The sequence below is a fragment of the Dactylosporangium sp. CS-033363 genome (assembly GCF_050942475.1).
Classification (GTDB): domain Bacteria; phylum Actinomycetota; class Actinomycetes; order Mycobacteriales; family Micromonosporaceae; genus Dactylosporangium.
The window spans coordinates 6,757,620-6,773,450 of sequence record NZ_CP192032.1 but is presented as its reverse complement, the minus strand read 5'-3'; the positions used below and the strand labels follow the sequence as shown (position 1 = coordinate 6,773,450).

The window sequence follows — 15,831 nt, the reverse complement described above, 5'->3', positions numbered from 1 at the left end:
ATGAGCCAATGATCCGCAACGTGGTGGTGGGCAAGGTCCGGGACGGCGTCGACCGGGCGACGATCGAGGCGGCCCTGGCGGCGATCGTCGCCCTGGAGCCGGAGGGCTGCCTGGACGTGCGCGTCGGCGTCGACGCCGGGCTGCGGCCGGGCAACTGGAGCTTCTCGATCACCAACGACTTCGCCGACGCCGACGCGTACCGCCGCTACGACGCCGACGCCGAGCACAACCGCGTGCGCGCGGAGATGTTCGCCCCGATCAGCGCGGAGATCGTGCGCATGCAGTTCGAGTGCTGACCGCTTCAGCGCAGGCGGGCGCGTAGGGTTCGCCACACCTGCGCGGGTTCGGGTGCGGCGCGGAGCTGGGCGGCGATGCGTTCGGCGCTCAGGCGGTACACCGGCGAGGTCAGCACTTCTCGGACCGCCTCGGCCGAGCGGACCGGATCGTCGACCACGATGCCGGCGCCGGCCGCCGCCACGCGTTCGGCGTTCATGGGCTTCTCCGCACCCTTCGGCCACAGGACCATCGGGATGCCGTGGCCCATCGCGGCCAGGACGGTGCCCGCGCCGCCGGCCGCGACGATGGCCGAAACGCCGGAAGCGAGCAGCCGCGCCATCGGTACGAACCCGATGAACCGCACGTTCGCGCGCTCGTCGATGAGCGTGTGTTCCACACCTGGTGGCACGGCCGCGAGCACGTCCACGGTGTCGATGGCGGCCACGGCGTCCACGAGCGCGTCGAGCATGTCCGCATCGAGCAGCACCGTGCCGAGCGTGATGAGCACCCGCGGCCGCGACCCGGGCGGCGGCACGTCGGCTTGACCCTCACCGGGCGGCGGCACGTCGGCGGGCCCCGAACCGGCGTACACCTTCGGCCGGATCGGCAGCCGGTCGGGCGCCGGCGTCCACCCCTCGGGCTGCAGCGCGCGTGGCCACGGGTCGACCAGCGCGACCCGGTCCGGGCGGGTCAGCCCGAGCGCCGCGTACCTGGGTGCGAGCCTGGCTTCCATCGCCGGCCCGAGCGCCGGCGGCGAGACCGGCAGCCCGATCGCGTGCCGGACCAGCGGCACCCCCAGCGTGGCGGCGATCATCGGGCCGATCGTGTCGTACTCGTCGGCGACCACGACCTGCGCGCCGAATGCGCGGGCCCGCTCGAGTGTGGCGCGAAACGTCACGTCGACGAGCGTCCCCGCGAACAGTTCGGCCACCGGAGCGACGTCCTCGTGCATGGCCGCGCCGCCGGTGCGGCGGTCGTTCTCCGCGAGCAGGTCGGCCATGCCCGGCCCGGCGTACAGCACCGGCAGGCCGCCGACCAGGCCGGCCAGCGCGGGCGGGGCGGCCACCGCGGCCTCGTCCCCGGCCGCGCCGACCGCCTCGGCGAGCGGGAGCAGCGGCAGGAGATGCCCATGGATGGGTACTGCGGTGAACAGCACGCGCATGGCGCTGTTCTACAGCACCTCGATCAGCACGCGCAGTCCGGGCCAGTCCATGTGCGCAAGGTCGTCCAGCGGCCCCAGCGCGACCTCGGGCAGGAACCGCACCGCCGTGCCGGTGGTCCCGTCCGGCGGCACCGGCAGCAGCCCGGTGACCGGGACTCCGCGCTCGTAACGCTGGGTGAAGGCCTCGTCGCCGCGCCGATTGGTGTGCTCCAGCCAGACACTGAGCGCGGCGACCACCGAGATCCCGCGGCGCGGATGCCCGTCCGCGAGCAGCTCGGCGCCGGGGCGGTCGAAGAACCGCAGGTCCCGGGTGGCCATGACCGGCTTGCGAACGGGCCGGCCGCGCTCGTCGCGGCGCACGTCGGTGCCGCGCCCGCCGTCCACCACGGCGACCGAACCGTCCACATGCCGCGCGATCGTGCACGTACCGCCGCCGTTGACGGCCGCCTCGTCGGCCGCGTACGCGATGACTTCGAGCACCAGGTGCAGCCCGCCGCCGGGCGCGAACCGGTCGGGCGCCCGCCGGATGGCGGCCAGGTGTTCCAGATCGACCTCCCGGGACCAGTCATGCGTCGCCACTCTCTGACTATAGTCAGAGAATGGACGCGAGTGCGATCGGTCAGGTGCGGCGCTTCAACCGCACGGTCACGCAGCGGGTGGGCGCCCTCGACGACGCCTTCCTGGCCCGCGACCGCCCCTTGGGCCAGGCCCGGCTGCTGTGGGAGATCGGCGCCGAGCCCACCGACGTGCGCGAGTTGCGCGCGCGGCTCGACCTGGATTCCGGGTACTTCAGCCGCCTCCTGCGCGCGCTGGAGTCCGACCACCTCGTGGCCGTCGCGCCGAGCCCGGACGATGCGCGAGTGCGCACAGTACGACTGACGAAAGCCGGCCTCGATGAGCGAACGGTGCTCGATCAGCGCTCGGACGACCAGGCCGCGGCCATCCTGGAACCACTGAGCCCCGGCCAGCGCGCTCGCCTCGTGACCGCGATGGCCGAGGTCGAGCGCCTGCTGCTCGCCTCGATGGTGCGCATCGAACCGCTCGATCCGCGCCACCCGAACGCCCGCCGATGCATCGCGGCGTACTACGCGGAACTCGCCGAGCGCTTCCGGACCGGCTTCGACCCGTCCCGCAGCATCTCGGCCGCGGACGACGAGCTGACCCCTCCGGCCGGCGTCCTGCTGGTCGCCACCCTGCACGGCGCGCCGGTCGGCTGCGGCGCCCTGAAGTTCCACCCCGGCGCCCCGACCGAGGTCAAGCGCATGTGGGTGTCCCCGACCGTACGCGGCCTGGGCCTGGGCCGCCGCCTGCTGGCCGAGCTGGAGTCCACGGCCGCGGCGGCCGGCGCCGCGGCCCTGCGCCTGGAGACGAACGCGTCCCTCGGCGAGGCGATCGCGCTGTACCGCAGCGCCGGCTTCCACGAGGTGCCCGCCTTCAACGCCGAGCCGTACGCCCACCACTGGTTCGAGAAACGGCCGATAGGGTCGGGCATGTGATCAACGTGGTGACGTGGAACGTGCTGCATCGGGTGCACGCGGCGAACTGGGACGACGGGACGGTCGTGCGGTGGCCCGATGAGCGGTTGCGCATTGCCGCCATTGCGGAGGTGGTCGCGGCGCGCGGGGCGGATGTCGTGGCGCTGCAGGAGGTGAGCGGGGACCTGCTCGTGGCGCTTCGGGCGGCCGTGCGGGATCGCGAAGTGCACGCGTTCCGGTATCCGCGGGTGCCCAATGTGCGCAAGGGTGTGCAGCAGTTGCGCGATCCGGGCGAGTTTCTGGTGCTCATCGGCGACGGCGAGGTGGTCGCGGGCGAGGCGTTTGCCGGTGATCCGGGCAAGGGGCTGCTCGCGGTGCGCACTTCGGACATGCTCGCCGTGTGTACGCACGTCGGGTTCGGGGATGCGCGCAATGCGGAGCTCGCGCGGCTGGCGGACGTGGCGCGCACCGGAACGGCCGTGCTGCTCGGCGACTTCAACGCCGATCCGGCCACCGTCGCGGGCGGGCTCGGGGACGGGTTCAGCGTGGCCGGGCTACCCGCGGGGGCGGCGGTGACTCGGCCCGGGGCGGGTGCGCAGATCATCGACCACGTGGTCGTCCGCGGCGCGACGGTCGAGCACGCGCAGGTCGTGGACGGCGGCGGACTGTCCGATCACAACCTGGTCGTGGCGGGCGTGCGGCGGTAGACGGCGATGTGCTGGTCGACGACGAAACCCGCGCGGGTGTACACCGCCGGGGCGCCGGTCGGGTTGGCGGAGTCGGCGTCCAGGGTGGCGGTGGGGTAGCCGGCCTGCGCGGCGGCGGCGAGGACCGAGGTCAGCAGGGCGGCGGCGATGCCGTGGCGGCGCCAGGACTGCGCGGTGCCGACCTGTCCGATGTAGAGCGTGCCGCGGTCGTACGGCAGCACGTACGCGACGATCGCCTCGTCCACCACGGCCAGGCGGGCGAGCTCCGGGCGGAAGTGCGCGGCGTCCACCGTTCCGGCGGACCATTCGGCATAGGTCTGTTCCTGATGTCCCCAGAGCCCGTGGAAGGCGTCGGCGTGCACGCGGTACAACTGCTGCGCTTGTGAAGGCTCGAAACCGGTGATCTGGACGGTGCCGGGTGGCGGGATCGCCGGGACGCCGGTCGGGGCGGACATCTCGAGGAAGTAGCGCATCGGGGTGAACCCTGCGCGTTCGAACAGCCGGATCGTGCTCGTGTCGCTCACCGCCGCGATGACCTGCGGCTCCCAGGTGCCGGCGTGGGCGAGCTGCCAGGCCAGCAGGTCGCGGCCGATGCCCTGGCCGCGGTGGGCCGGGTCGACGGCGCCGATGAGCTCGACGTGGTCGCCACCCTCGGGTGGGCGGGGGACGAGCGCGGCCGCGATCAGGCGATCGTCGGGGTCGACGAGGGCCCGGGTGTCGGGGGAGCGGCGCAGCTCCTGCTCGACCTCGGACGCGGCGTAGCCACCCCGCCCGCCGCCGGCCACCATGGCCGCGTTGATCAGGCCGGCGATCGCCGCGGCGTCGTCCAGCCGGCACGGGCGTGTCCGCAGCTCGGTCATGAGCTCCTCGAGTGGTCGCGAGATCCAGGCGCCGGCGGTTTCGGAATCGAACCGGAATATGCCAGAAGTATCCGCCGGCTGCGCACCGCGACCGCTCCCCGAGTCTAGGCCCTGCCCGGCCGCCGCCGCACCGGGTTGTTCCCGGAAAAGTGCCAGCCGGCCCGCGCGCGACGCCACTGCCGGGCCGGCGGACGTACGGTGCCGCCATGACGAGAACCCGCACCGGCACGCTGGTGGCGCTGGCGGCCGCCGTGGTGGCGGCCGCGGCGATCCTCACAACCCAGCTGTTCACCCTCGGCTCGGCGCCGACCGCGTACGCCGCGGTCGCGGTCGCGCACAACGGGACGGTCGTGCGGGCGGGCGAGAACCCGCTGTACGCGATCCAGGCCGTCCTCAAGGGACAGTCGGACGCGATGCTGCACGGCGACCGCGACGCGTACCTGGCCGCGTTCCCGGACACCGGATCCGAGGTGCGCGAACGCGCGGGGCGGCGGTTCGATTCGCTCACCGCCCTGGCCGTGCGGCGCTGGGACATGACCACGAACGGCATCCCGAGCCGGCTCAACGGCGTCTGGCGGCTGCCGGTCGCGGTCGGCTACTGCTTCGACGCGCCGGACTGCACCCCGATCCCGCTGCTCGTCGACACCGAGTGGACGGTCGTGCGCGGACGTGTGCACCTGGTCGGATACGAGCAGACGAACCGCCCGTGGGACAGCACGAAGCTCACCGTGCGCAACGGCAAGCGGGTCACGGTCGCCGGCGCCGAGTCGATCGACAGTTCCCTGCTCGACCGGCTGCTCAAGGCGGCGGAGGCGGCCGCGCCCATCGACGACCGCGTCGCGACCTCGTTCGGCGGGCCGCCGCCGCGGTACCTCGTGTACGTCGCCGGTGAGCAGGAGTGGACGAGCTGGTACGACAGCGACACCGAGAACGCCGCCGCCTACACGATCCCGTTGCAGCCCGGCACCTCCGAGGTGGTCGTCGCGCGCGGCTCGATTCGCGGCGAGGCCTCGACGCGCACGCTCATGGCGCACGAGTTCGCGCACGTGGTGACGCTCGACGGCAACCTGCCGCCGGCGGCCGGGTGGTGGCTCACCGAGGGCATCGCCGAGTACGTCGCGAACGGCGACGGCGGCGCCCTGCGCGACGACCTCGACTCCGTGCGCTCCTACCTGGAGGCCGGCCGCTGGGACGGGACCGTCGCCCTCGGGCCGCCCGCGGACGGGACGAAGCTCGAGGACGCGGTCGCGCGGTACGGCATCGCGCTGCTGGCGGTCACCTACCTGGCGCAGCACTTCGGCGAGGCGAAGCTGTTCGCGTTCTTCACCCAGGTCGTGCGCAAGGGCGCGACGCTCGACGCCGCCGCGCGGTCCGCCCTGGGCGCGGACTGGGCGACGGTCGCCAAGGACGCCGCCGCCTCGGTCCGCGCGGCCGCGGCTCAGAACGACCGGCAGTAGAGCGCGGCCGGGGCGCCGTTCGAGCCGATCCGGCGGGTGAAGGCGATGCCGGCCGCGTACTCGCCGTCGCCGCACTGCCCCTTGTAGTGCCCGGTCGCGAAGTCCCCGCCGTGCGCGCCGGACGGACGGTTGTCGCCGCGGTCGAACCACACCGTGCGGCCCCCGGAGGGCGGCGCGGCCGACGCCGGTGCGCACAGTGCGCTCGACATCGTCGCGCCGCGCACCGCGTACCCGATCAGGAACGAGCCGTCCGGGCACTGGAACTTGGTGTAGCCGCCCGCCCAGTCCGGGCTGACGAAACGCTCGTCGGTGACGACCCGCTGCGCACTTCCGGCCGGCCACTGCGGGCCGTTGCCGGTGTCGGTGCACAGTCCGCGGTTGCCGTCGTGCGCGATGCCGATCAGCCGCTGTCCATCCGGACACGCCGCCTTGCGCGCTCCGGCATCCCAGTCCGGTTGTGCGCGAACGCGCAGTGACGCGATGAAGTCCGCGCGGTCCGGGCTGAGCATCGCCCAGTGCGCGACCGGAGCGACGGCCCCGGTGCGCGAAGGAGCGTTCACGAGCCGATGCCAGTCCGCGGCCCGCCAGTCGCCGCCGTCGTCGATGCCGAGCAGGTTGCCCGCGCGGTCCCAGCTCAACAACGCCCAGCCGTTGCCGGTACCGTCCTGCTGCCACCCCACCAGCGGCCAGTACGCGAAGTCGGTGTCGTGCGCGATCAGATAGTCCACGAAGTTGGCGAACCAGGCGCGGCTGCGGTCGTCCGAACCGAACCGCCCGATGCCGAACTCGCTCACCCACAGCGGCGCGGTGAAGTGCTGCGCGGCCTCGTCGGCGGCGTAGAAGGCCTGCCGGTACAGCGTGGCCTGCAGGTCCGCGCGGCTCAGATCGCGGTACCGGGGGTCGCTCGTCTCCCCGATCCCGGTCGCGCCGCTGTGGTTCGGCCCGGTGTAGTCGTAGAAGTGCGCGGACAGCACCAGTTTGTTCGAACGGACAAGCGTCGGGGACAGCGTGCGCAGCGGTTCCAGCGTCGGCCGCCCGTGCGCGAATCCGTCCACCGGGATGCCCGTCCAGTTGATGCCCTCGACGATGACGAGCAGGTCCGGATTCGCCTCGGACAGGATGCGGTCACCGAGGTGCTGCGCGGCCGCGAACCAGTCGTGGTCGTCGCCCAGGCCCCAGTTCGGGTCGTCCCAGACGGTACGGCGGACCTCGTTGTACAGGTCGGCGCCGACGACGCGGGCATTGTCGCGGTACCGGCGGACCATGAAGAGCCAGTCGGACTCCCACGTGGCGGTGGACTGGCTCGCGTTCCAGCGCTCGTTGCCGTCGACGCCGCAGCACCAGCGCGTCGTGTTCGTGTGGTTGTTCAGGATGACCGCGAGCCCGCCCGCGGTGAGCGCGGCGACCACGGCGTCGTAGACCTGCAGCGGCGTCATCCCGCGCAGCTGCGGGTTGGCGGCCACGGCGCCGTCGGTGACCGCGCGCTGGTCGTGCACCATCTCGTTCGAGAACGGCAGGCGGATGCTGTTCACACCGAGCGCTCGGAACTGCGCGACGATGCTCGCAAGCGACACCCGGTCCAGGCCGAGCGGGATGCGCCCGGAGTTCTCGCCGGCGTGGTGGTTGGCGTCGGCCTCCGTGTCGCCGGAGCCGTTCCAGGTGCCGCTGGCGCCGTGCCAGTTGCCGGCCTTGAGCTTGAACCGGTTGCCGTCGGCGTCGACGATGTACCGCCCGCGCGTGCTCAACGGCGCGACCCAGGCCGCTTCGCCCGCCCCGGCCGTTTCGCTCGCCCCGGCCGTTCCGCTCGCTTCGACGAGCGGCGTGAGGCTGACGACCATCGCCGCGGCGACCAGAACCCGAATCGGCTTCACATTGATAAGCGTAGCTGAATGAGTGGCCCGGCGGCGAGGTAGCGTTCTGCAAGGTGTCGTTCGCGCATCGTGGTAGTCGCGCTGGCGATCCATTGCGTCGCCGCGGCGGCGAGCCGCACAATCTTGTGCGTGCGGACCGACGGCTCACCCTACGCGGAGATGGTGGCCGCGTTCACGTCGAGCCGCCTGCCGGTGCCCCCGATCCCGGCCCCGATGCGCACCCAGCTGCGCGCGGTGCGCGAATGGTGCTGGGCGACGCGCGACATCGACGCATTCGCGATGTACCTGTTCGAGGGCGACTTTCCCGCCGACGTCCTGGCCGGCCGGGTCCCCGACTACGTCGCCGTGAGCCACGCCGGCCACGGCGTCAACTCGTACGCCGTGAACTACCACCTGGTCTGCGGCCCGCTCGCCGTCTTCATGCAGGTCGGCTGGGGCGGCGTGTACACCGACAACGCCGCGGCCGCCCGCCGCCTGGGCCGGCTGTGGAAGCGCTGCGAGACCTTGCACACCGCGGGCGCCACGACGGCCGGCCGCCGGGTGGTGTGCCTGTTCAGCGAGCTGCGCGGGATCTCCGCGTGCGGCCCGGTCCCCGCGCCGGCGGACCCGGACGTGCACGCCTTCCTGTCCACCAACCGCACCGCGGGCGAGGACGCCTTCGACGTGGCGGAGCGTCTCCTGAGCACCTGACCCCCGCCGTCCGGGCGGCGGGGGACCGAGGCGTCGAGGTCAGGCGGCCGAGGGCGGGTTCGCGAGGTTGCGGGCGGCCTCGCCGACCTGGCTCAGCGTCGGGTTGTCCCGCACGCGCCGCGCGTTGTCGACGATCTGCTCGTACTTCGCGCGGCCGGCGCGCGTCCCGAGCACGTACCCGATGGCCAGTCCGGCCGCGATGGGCAGCAGCTTCATCATGATCTCCTCAACGGGGGGCAGCAATGTTCAGCGGTGCCGGGCACCGCGGACGATCAGCGCGACGACCGCGCCCAGGAGCAGGGTCGCGCCGGCGGCCAGGACGAGTTGCGTGCGCCGCTCACCGAGACCGGCCGCGGCGCGGTGCACGGTGCGGCCGGCCGCGGCCTTCGCGCGCGCCTTCACGTCGGCCTTGGCGGCGAGCGCCTCGACCGTTTCGCCGAGCGCCGCGCGCGTGCGCACGATCTCCGCGCGCAGCGCCTCGGGGTCGTTCACGTGCCCGTCAGCCGTCACCCCGCCCAACTCCTCCCGATCGCCGCAGCTCGCGTTCCCATCAGAACCAGAGCCAAAACCTATCCCAGTTGTACCGCCAGTGCCCCCACGAAGCACCCGAACGCCACGATCGCCGCCCCCGATCGCAGCACATCGATCCGCTGCCAGCGGTCGACGACGGCCCGCCAGTCCGCGGGCGGCGCATCGGCGTCCCAGCCGACGACCTTCATGTTGATCGGAACCGTCCCGAGAAACGAGAAGAGCAGGAACGCCACGAGGGCCGCCAGGCCCGCCCACCGCCACCCCGCCCCGGCCCCGTCCGCCCGGATGAGCACGGCAACGGCGACCGCGACGGTCGGCAGCATGAGCGCCGGCACCACAATGCGCAGTCGTCGAACGAGCGCCACGCGCGCTCCGATGTGCGCACGCTCGTCGAGCGCGCGCAGGGCGGGTTGCACCCCGTACCGGACGATGAACTCCTCACCCGCCAGCAATCCGGCGAGGATCACCCCGATGGCTTGCAGCAGAGCCATGCTCACCCTCCGTACTGTCCGCCGCGCGGCCGTGCACCAATTGCAGCGGCTGTGGCGCGCGGGCGCAACGGTCGGCGCGATCGGGTAGAACTGGACCATGACGACGACTGCCGCGGCCATGCGGGATGAGGCGGTGCGGCTGTTGGGGGCGGCGCCCGGGAGCGTGCGGGTGCCGTTCGAGAGCGGGCAGCGGCGGTGGATCGAGTACCGGCCGTCGCCGCGGCCCGGGGTTTCGCTGCACGAGCTGGGGCTCGACGGGCGGAAGGCGGCGCACCGGCTGCTGGCCACGGCGCTGCGGCCGCACGCGTTTGCGCAGGCGATGGGGGTCGTGGCGGTCGAGGAGGTGCTCGATCGCAAGGAGGGGTACTCGCGGAACCGGCACAGTGACGACTACCGCGTCATCGTGTTCGGCGATCCCGGTCCGGCCGGGCGGTGGGGCTGGCGGTTCGAGGGGCACCACCTGTCGGTCACGATGACCCTGGACGGCGATCTCGTGTCGCCGACGCCGGTGTTCTTCGGGGCGAACCCGCTGGCCACGTACTACCGGGGGCGTCCGGTGCTGCGGCCGCTCGGGCCCGAGGAGGACCTCGGGTTCGAGGTGCTCGCGGAGCTCCCGGAGTCGCTGCTGGCCCAGGTGGTGCGCAAGCCGCAGGCGCCCGTCGACATCTACAGCGGCCCGCGCGCGGATGTGGTGCCGCCGCCGCCCGGGGTGGCCGCCGCCGAACTGCCCGAGCCGGCGCGGGAGCGGCTGGACGAGCTGGTCGCCGTGTATCTGGAGCGGCTCCCGGCCGACGTCGCGCCGGTCGTGGACCGGGACTCGCTCACGTTCGCGTGGGAGGGGCAGACCGCGCGCGGCGGGCGGTACTACTACCGGGTGCAGGGGCCGGACCTGCTGATCGAGTACGACAACACGACCGCCGACGGCAACCACGCGCACACGGTGCTGCGCCGGCCCTCATCGGACTTCGGCGGCGACATCCTGGCCGAGCACCGCGCCGCCGATCCCCACTAGGGCACGGTGATCTCGGCGGTGCCGTCGTCGAACGGCAGGTCGCCGACCACGATGGCGTGGACGTCCAGCGTGGACAGGTCGGCCACCCCGGCCTGCACCGTGGCGAACGCCGTCGTCGCCGCGTCCGGGCCGGTGGCGATGCGCAGCAGGCTCTGGCGCGGGGCCAGGCGGGTCGCGTCCACCACGCGCCAGACGCCGTCGATCGCCACCTCCGCGACGGCGTGGAAGTCCATGGGGGACAGGCCCGGTGCGTAGACCGCGGCCGTGCGCGCCGGGATGTCCAGGGCGCGCAGCAACGTGGCGACCAGGTGCGCGAAGTCGCGGCAGACGCCCGCGCCGGCAAGCAGGGTGTCGGTGGCGTCCGTGGTGCCGGTGCTCGCGCCCGGTTGGTAGCGCGTGCGTTCGTGCACGAAACGCGCGACAGCCATGACCGTCTCGCGCACTGCGCCGGCGTCGAACGGGTCGATGATGCCGAACTGGCGGGTGGCGAACGGGGCGAGCCGGTCGCTCGGGCAGTACCGGCTGGGTCGAAGGGCTTCTATGCGCGCCAAGGGTGTGACGTCGGCGGGCGCGGGGGAGAGGCTGGCCTCGACGGTGTAGGTGATCTCCAGGCGGCCCGGGGCGGGGCGCAGGACGTGCAGGCGGCCGCCGTCGCGGGATTCGACGGGGGAGGCGTCGATCGGCGTGCCGTCCAGCGAGGTGACCAGGGAGTCGGTCGCGGTGACGCCGGGGCGGTGGGCGGCGGCGATCTGCAGGACGATCTCGGCCGGGGCGGTCACGTCGAAGGCGAGCGTGCAGCCGGCGGTCACCTCGGTCATCGGCGAACGGTACTCACTTTGTTGGTTCGCCGCCAGCGGGGGTAACCCACCGGGCATGGACGAGGTCGAAAAGTTGCTCGACGCGGTGTACGCCGGGAACGAGCGCGTCACCCGGGAGGAGATCCACCGGCACGCGGTGGCCGCCGGGGCGCCGGTCTCCGTCGTCGACGCGGTCGATGCGCTGCCGGAGGGGGAGTACGCGTACGACGAGGCGAGTGAGGCGCTCGCGCAGCTCAAGTCGCGGGACGGGGCCGCGTCGATGACCGGTGGGGTGCCGCCCGAGCTGCTGGACGACAGCGATCTGTCGCGCGAGCTGCGGCATCTGCACGAGACCCGCGACGACACGTTCCGGCACGGATCCGAGCAGGCGCTGGCCAATCACGACGCGCGCACGGGCGAGCTCGAGGCCGAGTATCTGCGGCGGTTCCCGGACCGCGCCGTCGACCCGCATCGCCTGCGCCCCAACGGCTCCGCACGCGAGGACCGGCGGGCGGAATAACCCGATTGGCCCGCTCCGGGTGGGGTATCGGGTGATCGACCGGCCGCACGGCCGAATCCGCCGATATTCAAGGAGCCGATCATGGCGCTCAACGACGACGACATCACGACCACCGGCGCGGCCGGAGCCGAGGGACCGGCCGACGGCGGCGCCGTTCCGAGCGCGCATGACGGCGGGGCCGACGGCGGCGCGGCGCCCGGCGAGGGCACGGCCGACGGCGGTGCGGACGTCGAGGGCGAGGACGGCGGAGCGGACGGCGGCGCCGACGAGGGCGTGGCCGACGGCGGGGCCGACCCGGCGGTGCACGACGGCGGGGCCGACAGCGGCGCCGGCGGCCGGGCCTGACGCCGCGAGAACCCGGCGAGTGGCCGCCGTCGGAGCGCTGATCGGCGGCCACCGCGCGACTGAAGGGTGACCCGTCATCGGGTAAACCCTTTGTCTGACGTTTCGCGGCCTCGAAGCTGTTCTCACGTTCCAGGACTACGGCATACCGTGACCGACGGTGATGCTGCATGAACTTCGAGAGCATGGAAGTCACGACCGTCGTGCGGCGCGAGTCCCCGCGGATCGTCCGGATATCCGTCCGCGGCGACCTGGACGCGGCCAACGCCGACCTGCTGCGCGGTGCGTTCGAGGCGGCCGTCGACGACGGTCACGCGCGCGTCGAGGCCGACCTCGGCGGGGTCACGTTCTGTTCACTGTCGGGCCTGGCGGTGCTGCTGGCCGTCCGGCAGCGCCTGGGCGAGCGCTTCGCGGTGCTGGACGCGCCTGCGGGAGTACGACGGCTGCTTGGCATCCTCAACATGAGCGAGGTCCTCACCGGCCCAGGGTGAGCACGACCTTGATGTCGTCGGGCCGCGCCTCGAGCGCCTCCGCGAACCGCTCCAGCGGCACCCGCCGCGTGATCAGGCTCGCCAGCCAGTCCGGATCGGCGGCGACCAGGGCCTGCGCGGCCGCGGTGTAGTGCCGCGGGTTGGCGTTGACCGAGCCGACCACCACGTCGTTCTCCAGCACCATGCTCCGGTTGGCCCCGCCGAGGTCCACGGAGATCGTGCGGCCGGCCGACGAGACGCCGGTCAGGCACACGATGCCATAGGCCCCGGTCCCGGCGATCGCATCGAAGACGACCGACGCCGCCCCGGTGGCCTCGATGATGATGTCCGGCCGCAGTTTTCCGGCGATCTCGCTCACCTGCCCGCTGTGGTACGTCGCGCCGAGCCCCTCCACCGCCCGCACCTTGGGCCCGCTCTCGGCCCGGTCGAGCACGTGCACCTCGAGCCCCCGCTGGACCCCGAGCAGGGCGGCGAGCAGCCCGATCGGCCCGGCCCCGGTGACGAGCACCCGCTCCGGCGCGAAGTACGCCCGCGCCCCGACCCGCTCGACCTGGTCCCAGGCCTTGGCCACGACCGACGCCGGCTCCAGCAGCACCCCGGTCTCGGCCAGGGCCGGATCGAGCTTGATCGCATAGTCGGGCTCGACGCTCCAGAGTTCGCTGCCGTACCCGTCGAGCTCCTTGATCCCCCGCTCGCTGTACTCCCCGTTGCGGCACATGTCGAACTCGCCGTGCGCACAGGCGGGGCAGGGCCGCGGATCGGGCCGCCGCACGATCCCGACGACGAGGTCGCCGGCCGCGAAGCCGGACCCCTCGGGCGCGCCGCGGACCCGCCCGAGCGACTCGTGCCCGAGGACGAGCCGGTCGTGGCCGGGCGGCGCCCAGCCGTACGCGCCGGAGACGATCTCGCGGTCGGTGCCGCACACCCCGAGCGCGAGGCCCTCCACGAGGAGCCGGTCGCCGCCGGTCCCGGGCTCGGGCACGTCACGAACCTCGGCGGTGCCGGACTGCAGCGGTACGACGGTCAGCGCTCGCATGCCGCCCTACGTACCCAATGCGGCCGTCCGGCATGCACGCCCGACGAAGTCCACAGTGGACACGTTCGGGTGCGGCGGATCGGGCGGATCCGCCGCACCCGTTTGCGTTTGCCACCCGCGGTTCGCAGTCGATAAGGCAGTACGAATGCGGGGTTTCGGCGCCGGCGCTTCGTCGCACCGACTTGCAACTTGCATTCCCACCCGTCTGTACCGCTAAACGCCACGGCGCCGATCGATGTGCGCGGCCGCGGCGCGCAGGCGTTCCCGCAGCTCGTCGTCGTGCCAGGCGATGTCGCCGTCCCGGCCGGCGGTGACCAGGGCGCGCTCCCGCCCCGCCAGCTCCAGCAGCACCGGCGCCACCGACGCGTCATCGAGCTCGGCGATCAGCTCGACCGCCTCGAAGGCCGGCCGGTCGGAGCCGCCCGCGACGCACCGCAGCAGGCCCGGCAGGAGCCGTTCCGCGGGTGTACCGAACGCTGCCAGCGCCCGCGCCGCCGCCACGCCCGGCAGGCCGTCGAAGCCGAGCCAGCCCTCGATCGCGCCGGTCAACTGCCGCGCATCGGCGAGGCGGGCCAGATCCATCGCGTCGGGCGCGAGGGCCCGATTTTCCAGCCACTCGCCGGCGACCGCGACCGGGATCTCGGTCTCGCCGGTCGCGCTCCACAGCGCCCGCGCCGCGTCGAGCCGCTCGCGGGGGTGCCGCCGCGGGTCGGTCGCGATCGCGCGCAGCTCGCCGACCGGCTCCTGCGGGACGACCGCCGGCGCACCGTTCCCGGGCCTGCCGTCGAGCCGGGCCAGCGTCTCCGCCGCGGCCGGGTGGTCGGGGGCCAGGTCGGCGAGCTCGGCGCGGTACCGCCCGGCGGCCTGTCCGCTCGTGCGCAGCACCTCGAGGGCGTCCTCGCGGGTCTTCGGGTCGGCGAGCAGCGGCCCGAGCAGCGGCACGAGCCGGAACCGGGCCCCGCGGTCGCGCCGGAACAGCTCCTCCATGGCCCACAGCTCCGGGCTCTCCCGCAGCAGCCGCTCCTGCAGCGCGGGCGGCGCGTTGAGCAGCAGCTCGACGACGGGCTCGGCCTGCGCCCGCCACTGGTACGGCAGCGCGATGTCCTCGTCCACGATGTCCGCGCCCAGGTCGTCCGGCAGCGCCAGCCCGGCCCGCTGCAGCGCCAGCGCGGCGGCGAGCCGTACGTCGCCCCGCTCGTCGCCCAGCGCCCCGCGCACGATCTCGGGCGCGAGGGCCAGCGTGAACAGCAGCGCCACCCGCAGCTCCGGGTCGCGCGCGTCGGCCCACATCGCCGCCAGCCGCGCGACCGGCACCGCATCGGCCTGGACGGCGAGGTAGAGCGCCGCCGCCCGCACCTGCTCGTCGCCGTCGTCCACCAGGGCCACGAGCGGCGCCGCGTGGCTCCGGAGCGCGGCCTGGACGGCGGGGAGGTCGTCGCCGTACGAGTGCTGCGGGTCGGCCAGCATCCCGATCCAGGTGACCAGGAACGCCCGCTCACACCGCGCCCGCGCCGCCGCCCCGACGAGCAGCGGCACCGCGTCCACGGCCTGCGGGAGCAGCCGGCCCTGGTGCTGCATGCTCTCGTCGAGCGCACGCGACGCGACCTCGACCCGCTCGGGATCGTCGCTGGACAGTTCGTGGATCAGGTCATTCACGCCGGGCACGGTACAGGTTCAGCACCCCGCCCCGAACACCGAGCCGACCGGGACGACAGCGAGCACCGCCCACCCCGCCGGCGAGGGCCGCTCAGAGCGCCTTCCGGTACACCCGCAGGGCGCGATGCCGGATCGGCTGCCCCCGGTCCGGCGCGTCCTTCAGCGCGGCCAGGTCATCCATCACCTCGGCCGTCGGGAAGCCGTGCTCCAGCCACCCGAGCGCCAGGCCCGTCCAGCAGCGGCAACAGCCGCGCATCGTCCGCGTGCTTGCTGGTCCCGCCATGAGATGTCACCGGAACATCATCGCTCGTGGTGCTCGACCCGACGGCACACTGGCCTACTGCACCGCCGGGCACCCGCCGCCGCTGGTCGTGGACCCGGCCGGGCAGGCCCGGTACCTCGGCCCGACCGTCAGCGGGCCGCTTGGCACCGGCAGCCGTTTCCCGGCGGCGTCCGG

Annotated in this window: 20 protein-coding genes; 9 read left to right on the top strand and 11 right to left on the bottom strand. The window is 73.5% G+C overall.

What is annotated here, in order from left to right; all coding sequences use genetic code 11:
* Nucleotides 1-8 precede the first annotated feature (8 nt).
* A complete protein-coding gene (locus ACQPZ4_RS31345) occupies nucleotides 9-296 on the top strand; it encodes a Dabb family protein (protein ID WP_433043356.1) in 288 nt (95 codons plus the stop codon).
* A 5-nt stretch (nucleotides 297-301) separates the two neighbouring features.
* On the opposite strand, the gene ACQPZ4_RS31340 is transcribed toward ACQPZ4_RS31345, so the two are convergent.
* Nucleotides 302-1,438 (bottom strand): glycosyltransferase, encoded by a 1,137-nt coding sequence (locus tag ACQPZ4_RS31340; RefSeq protein WP_433043353.1) that lies wholly within the window; start codon nucleotides 1,436-1,438, stop codon nucleotides 302-304.
* Nucleotides 1,439-1,447: 9 nt separating this feature from the next.
* The gene (locus ACQPZ4_RS31335) at nucleotides 1,448-2,017 is read right to left on the bottom strand and encodes a hypothetical protein (protein WP_433043350.1); all 570 of its coding nucleotides are present in this window, start codon (nucleotides 2,015-2,017) and stop codon (nucleotides 1,448-1,450) included.
* A 20-nt stretch (nucleotides 2,018-2,037) separates the two neighbouring features.
* On the opposite strand from ACQPZ4_RS31335, the gene ACQPZ4_RS31330 reads away from it, so the two are divergent.
* Complete coding sequence (locus ACQPZ4_RS31330; RefSeq protein WP_433043347.1) at nucleotides 2,038-2,934, top strand: GNAT family N-acetyltransferase; 897 nt, start codon at nucleotides 2,038-2,040, stop codon at nucleotides 2,932-2,934.
* Entirely contained in the window at nucleotides 2,931-3,620 is a 690-nt protein-coding gene (locus tag ACQPZ4_RS31325) for an endonuclease/exonuclease/phosphatase family protein (protein WP_433043344.1), read from the top strand. Before ACQPZ4_RS31330 ends, ACQPZ4_RS31325 begins: the two co-directional genes overlap by 4 nt.
* Here ACQPZ4_RS31325 and ACQPZ4_RS31320 read toward each other — a convergent pair.
* Nucleotides 3,587-4,480 carry a GNAT family N-acetyltransferase gene (locus ACQPZ4_RS31320; protein ID WP_433043341.1) on the bottom strand — a complete coding sequence of 298 codons (894 nt, stop codon included), beginning with the start codon at nucleotides 4,478-4,480 and terminating at the stop codon, nucleotides 3,587-3,589. The two genes, ACQPZ4_RS31325 and ACQPZ4_RS31320, sit on opposite strands and share 34 nt — an antisense overlap.
* Nucleotides 4,481-4,686: 206 nt before the next feature.
* On the opposite strand from ACQPZ4_RS31320, the gene ACQPZ4_RS31315 reads away from it, so the two are divergent.
* Nucleotides 4,687-5,937, top strand: coding sequence for a hypothetical protein (locus tag ACQPZ4_RS31315; RefSeq protein WP_433043338.1), 1,251 nt, complete (start codon nucleotides 4,687-4,689; stop codon nucleotides 5,935-5,937).
* On the opposite strand, the gene ACQPZ4_RS31310 is transcribed toward ACQPZ4_RS31315, so the two are convergent.
* The gene (locus tag ACQPZ4_RS31310; RefSeq protein WP_433043335.1) at nucleotides 5,919-7,808 is read right to left on the bottom strand and encodes a glycoside hydrolase family 5 protein; all 1,890 of its coding nucleotides are present in this window, start codon (nucleotides 7,806-7,808) and stop codon (nucleotides 5,919-5,921) included. The two genes, ACQPZ4_RS31315 and ACQPZ4_RS31310, sit on opposite strands and share 19 nt — an antisense overlap.
* Before the next feature lie 129 nt (nucleotides 7,809-7,937).
* Here ACQPZ4_RS31310 and ACQPZ4_RS31305 point away from each other — a divergent pair, with 129 nt between their 5' ends.
* Complete coding sequence (locus ACQPZ4_RS31305) at nucleotides 7,938-8,498, top strand: hypothetical protein (RefSeq protein WP_433043332.1); 561 nt, start codon at nucleotides 7,938-7,940, stop codon at nucleotides 8,496-8,498.
* A gap of 39 nt (nucleotides 8,499-8,537) precedes the next feature.
* Here the strand turns inward: ACQPZ4_RS31305 and ACQPZ4_RS31300 are convergent, their stop codons facing one another.
* The 3 genes from ACQPZ4_RS31300 to ACQPZ4_RS31290 are packed head-to-tail and all read right to left on the bottom strand — an operon-like array spanning nucleotide 8,538 to nucleotide 9,520.
* The gene (locus ACQPZ4_RS31300; RefSeq protein ID WP_433043330.1) at nucleotides 8,538-8,714 is read right to left on the bottom strand and encodes a hypothetical protein; all 177 of its coding nucleotides are present in this window, start codon (nucleotides 8,712-8,714) and stop codon (nucleotides 8,538-8,540) included.
* Nucleotides 8,715-8,744: 30 nt separating this feature from the next.
* Nucleotides 8,745-9,008, bottom strand: coding sequence for a DUF3618 domain-containing protein (locus tag ACQPZ4_RS31295; RefSeq protein WP_433043327.1), 264 nt, complete (start codon nucleotides 9,006-9,008; stop codon nucleotides 8,745-8,747).
* Nucleotides 9,009-9,067: 59 nt separating this feature from the next.
* Nucleotides 9,068-9,520, bottom strand: a complete 453-nt coding sequence (locus ACQPZ4_RS31290) for an anthrone oxygenase family protein (protein WP_433043324.1) — start codon at nucleotides 9,518-9,520, stop codon at nucleotides 9,068-9,070.
* A gap of 97 nt (nucleotides 9,521-9,617) precedes the next feature.
* Here ACQPZ4_RS31290 and ACQPZ4_RS31285 point away from each other — a divergent pair, with 97 nt between their 5' ends.
* Nucleotides 9,618-10,532, top strand: coding sequence for a DUF3500 domain-containing protein (locus ACQPZ4_RS31285; RefSeq protein WP_433043321.1), 915 nt, complete (start codon nucleotides 9,618-9,620; stop codon nucleotides 10,530-10,532).
* On the opposite strand, the gene ACQPZ4_RS31280 is transcribed toward ACQPZ4_RS31285, so the two are convergent.
* Entirely contained in the window at nucleotides 10,529-11,350 is an 822-nt protein-coding gene (locus ACQPZ4_RS31280) for a transglutaminase-like domain-containing protein (RefSeq protein ID WP_433043318.1), read from the bottom strand. The two genes, ACQPZ4_RS31285 and ACQPZ4_RS31280, sit on opposite strands and share 4 nt — an antisense overlap.
* Nucleotides 11,351-11,405: 55 nt before the next feature.
* Here ACQPZ4_RS31280 and ACQPZ4_RS31275 point away from each other — a divergent pair, with 55 nt between their 5' ends.
* The 3 genes from ACQPZ4_RS31275 (at nucleotide 11,406) to ACQPZ4_RS31265 (ending at nucleotide 12,682) form a co-directional block, all read left to right on the top strand.
* The gene (locus ACQPZ4_RS31275; RefSeq protein ID WP_433043315.1) at nucleotides 11,406-11,849 is read left to right on the top strand and encodes a DUF6158 family protein; all 444 of its coding nucleotides are present in this window, start codon (nucleotides 11,406-11,408) and stop codon (nucleotides 11,847-11,849) included.
* 81 nt (nucleotides 11,850-11,930) lie between these two features.
* Entirely contained in the window at nucleotides 11,931-12,194 is a 264-nt protein-coding gene (locus tag ACQPZ4_RS31270) for a hypothetical protein (protein WP_433043312.1), read from the top strand.
* 167 nt (nucleotides 12,195-12,361) lie between these two features.
* Nucleotides 12,362-12,682 (top strand): STAS domain-containing protein, encoded by a 321-nt coding sequence (locus ACQPZ4_RS31265; protein WP_433043309.1) that lies wholly within the window; start codon nucleotides 12,362-12,364, stop codon nucleotides 12,680-12,682.
* On the opposite strand, the gene ACQPZ4_RS31260 is transcribed toward ACQPZ4_RS31265, so the two are convergent.
* From ACQPZ4_RS31260 to ACQPZ4_RS31250, 3 genes are all read right to left on the bottom strand, one after another.
* Nucleotides 12,666-13,718 carry a glucose 1-dehydrogenase gene (locus ACQPZ4_RS31260; RefSeq protein ID WP_433043306.1) on the bottom strand — a complete coding sequence of 351 codons (1,053 nt, stop codon included), beginning with the start codon at nucleotides 13,716-13,718 and terminating at the stop codon, nucleotides 12,666-12,668. The genes ACQPZ4_RS31265 and ACQPZ4_RS31260 overlap by 17 nt on opposite strands.
* A gap of 213 nt (nucleotides 13,719-13,931) precedes the next feature.
* Nucleotides 13,932-15,374 carry a hypothetical protein gene (locus ACQPZ4_RS31255; RefSeq protein ID WP_433043303.1) on the bottom strand — a complete coding sequence of 481 codons (1,443 nt, stop codon included), beginning with the start codon at nucleotides 15,372-15,374 and terminating at the stop codon, nucleotides 13,932-13,934.
* A 91-nt stretch (nucleotides 15,375-15,465) separates the two neighbouring features.
* Nucleotides 15,466-15,657: a hypothetical protein gene (locus ACQPZ4_RS31250; RefSeq protein WP_433043300.1), complete on the bottom strand. Its 192-nt coding sequence runs from the start codon at nucleotides 15,655-15,657 to the stop codon at nucleotides 15,466-15,468.
* Nucleotides 15,658-15,831 lie beyond the last annotated feature (174 nt).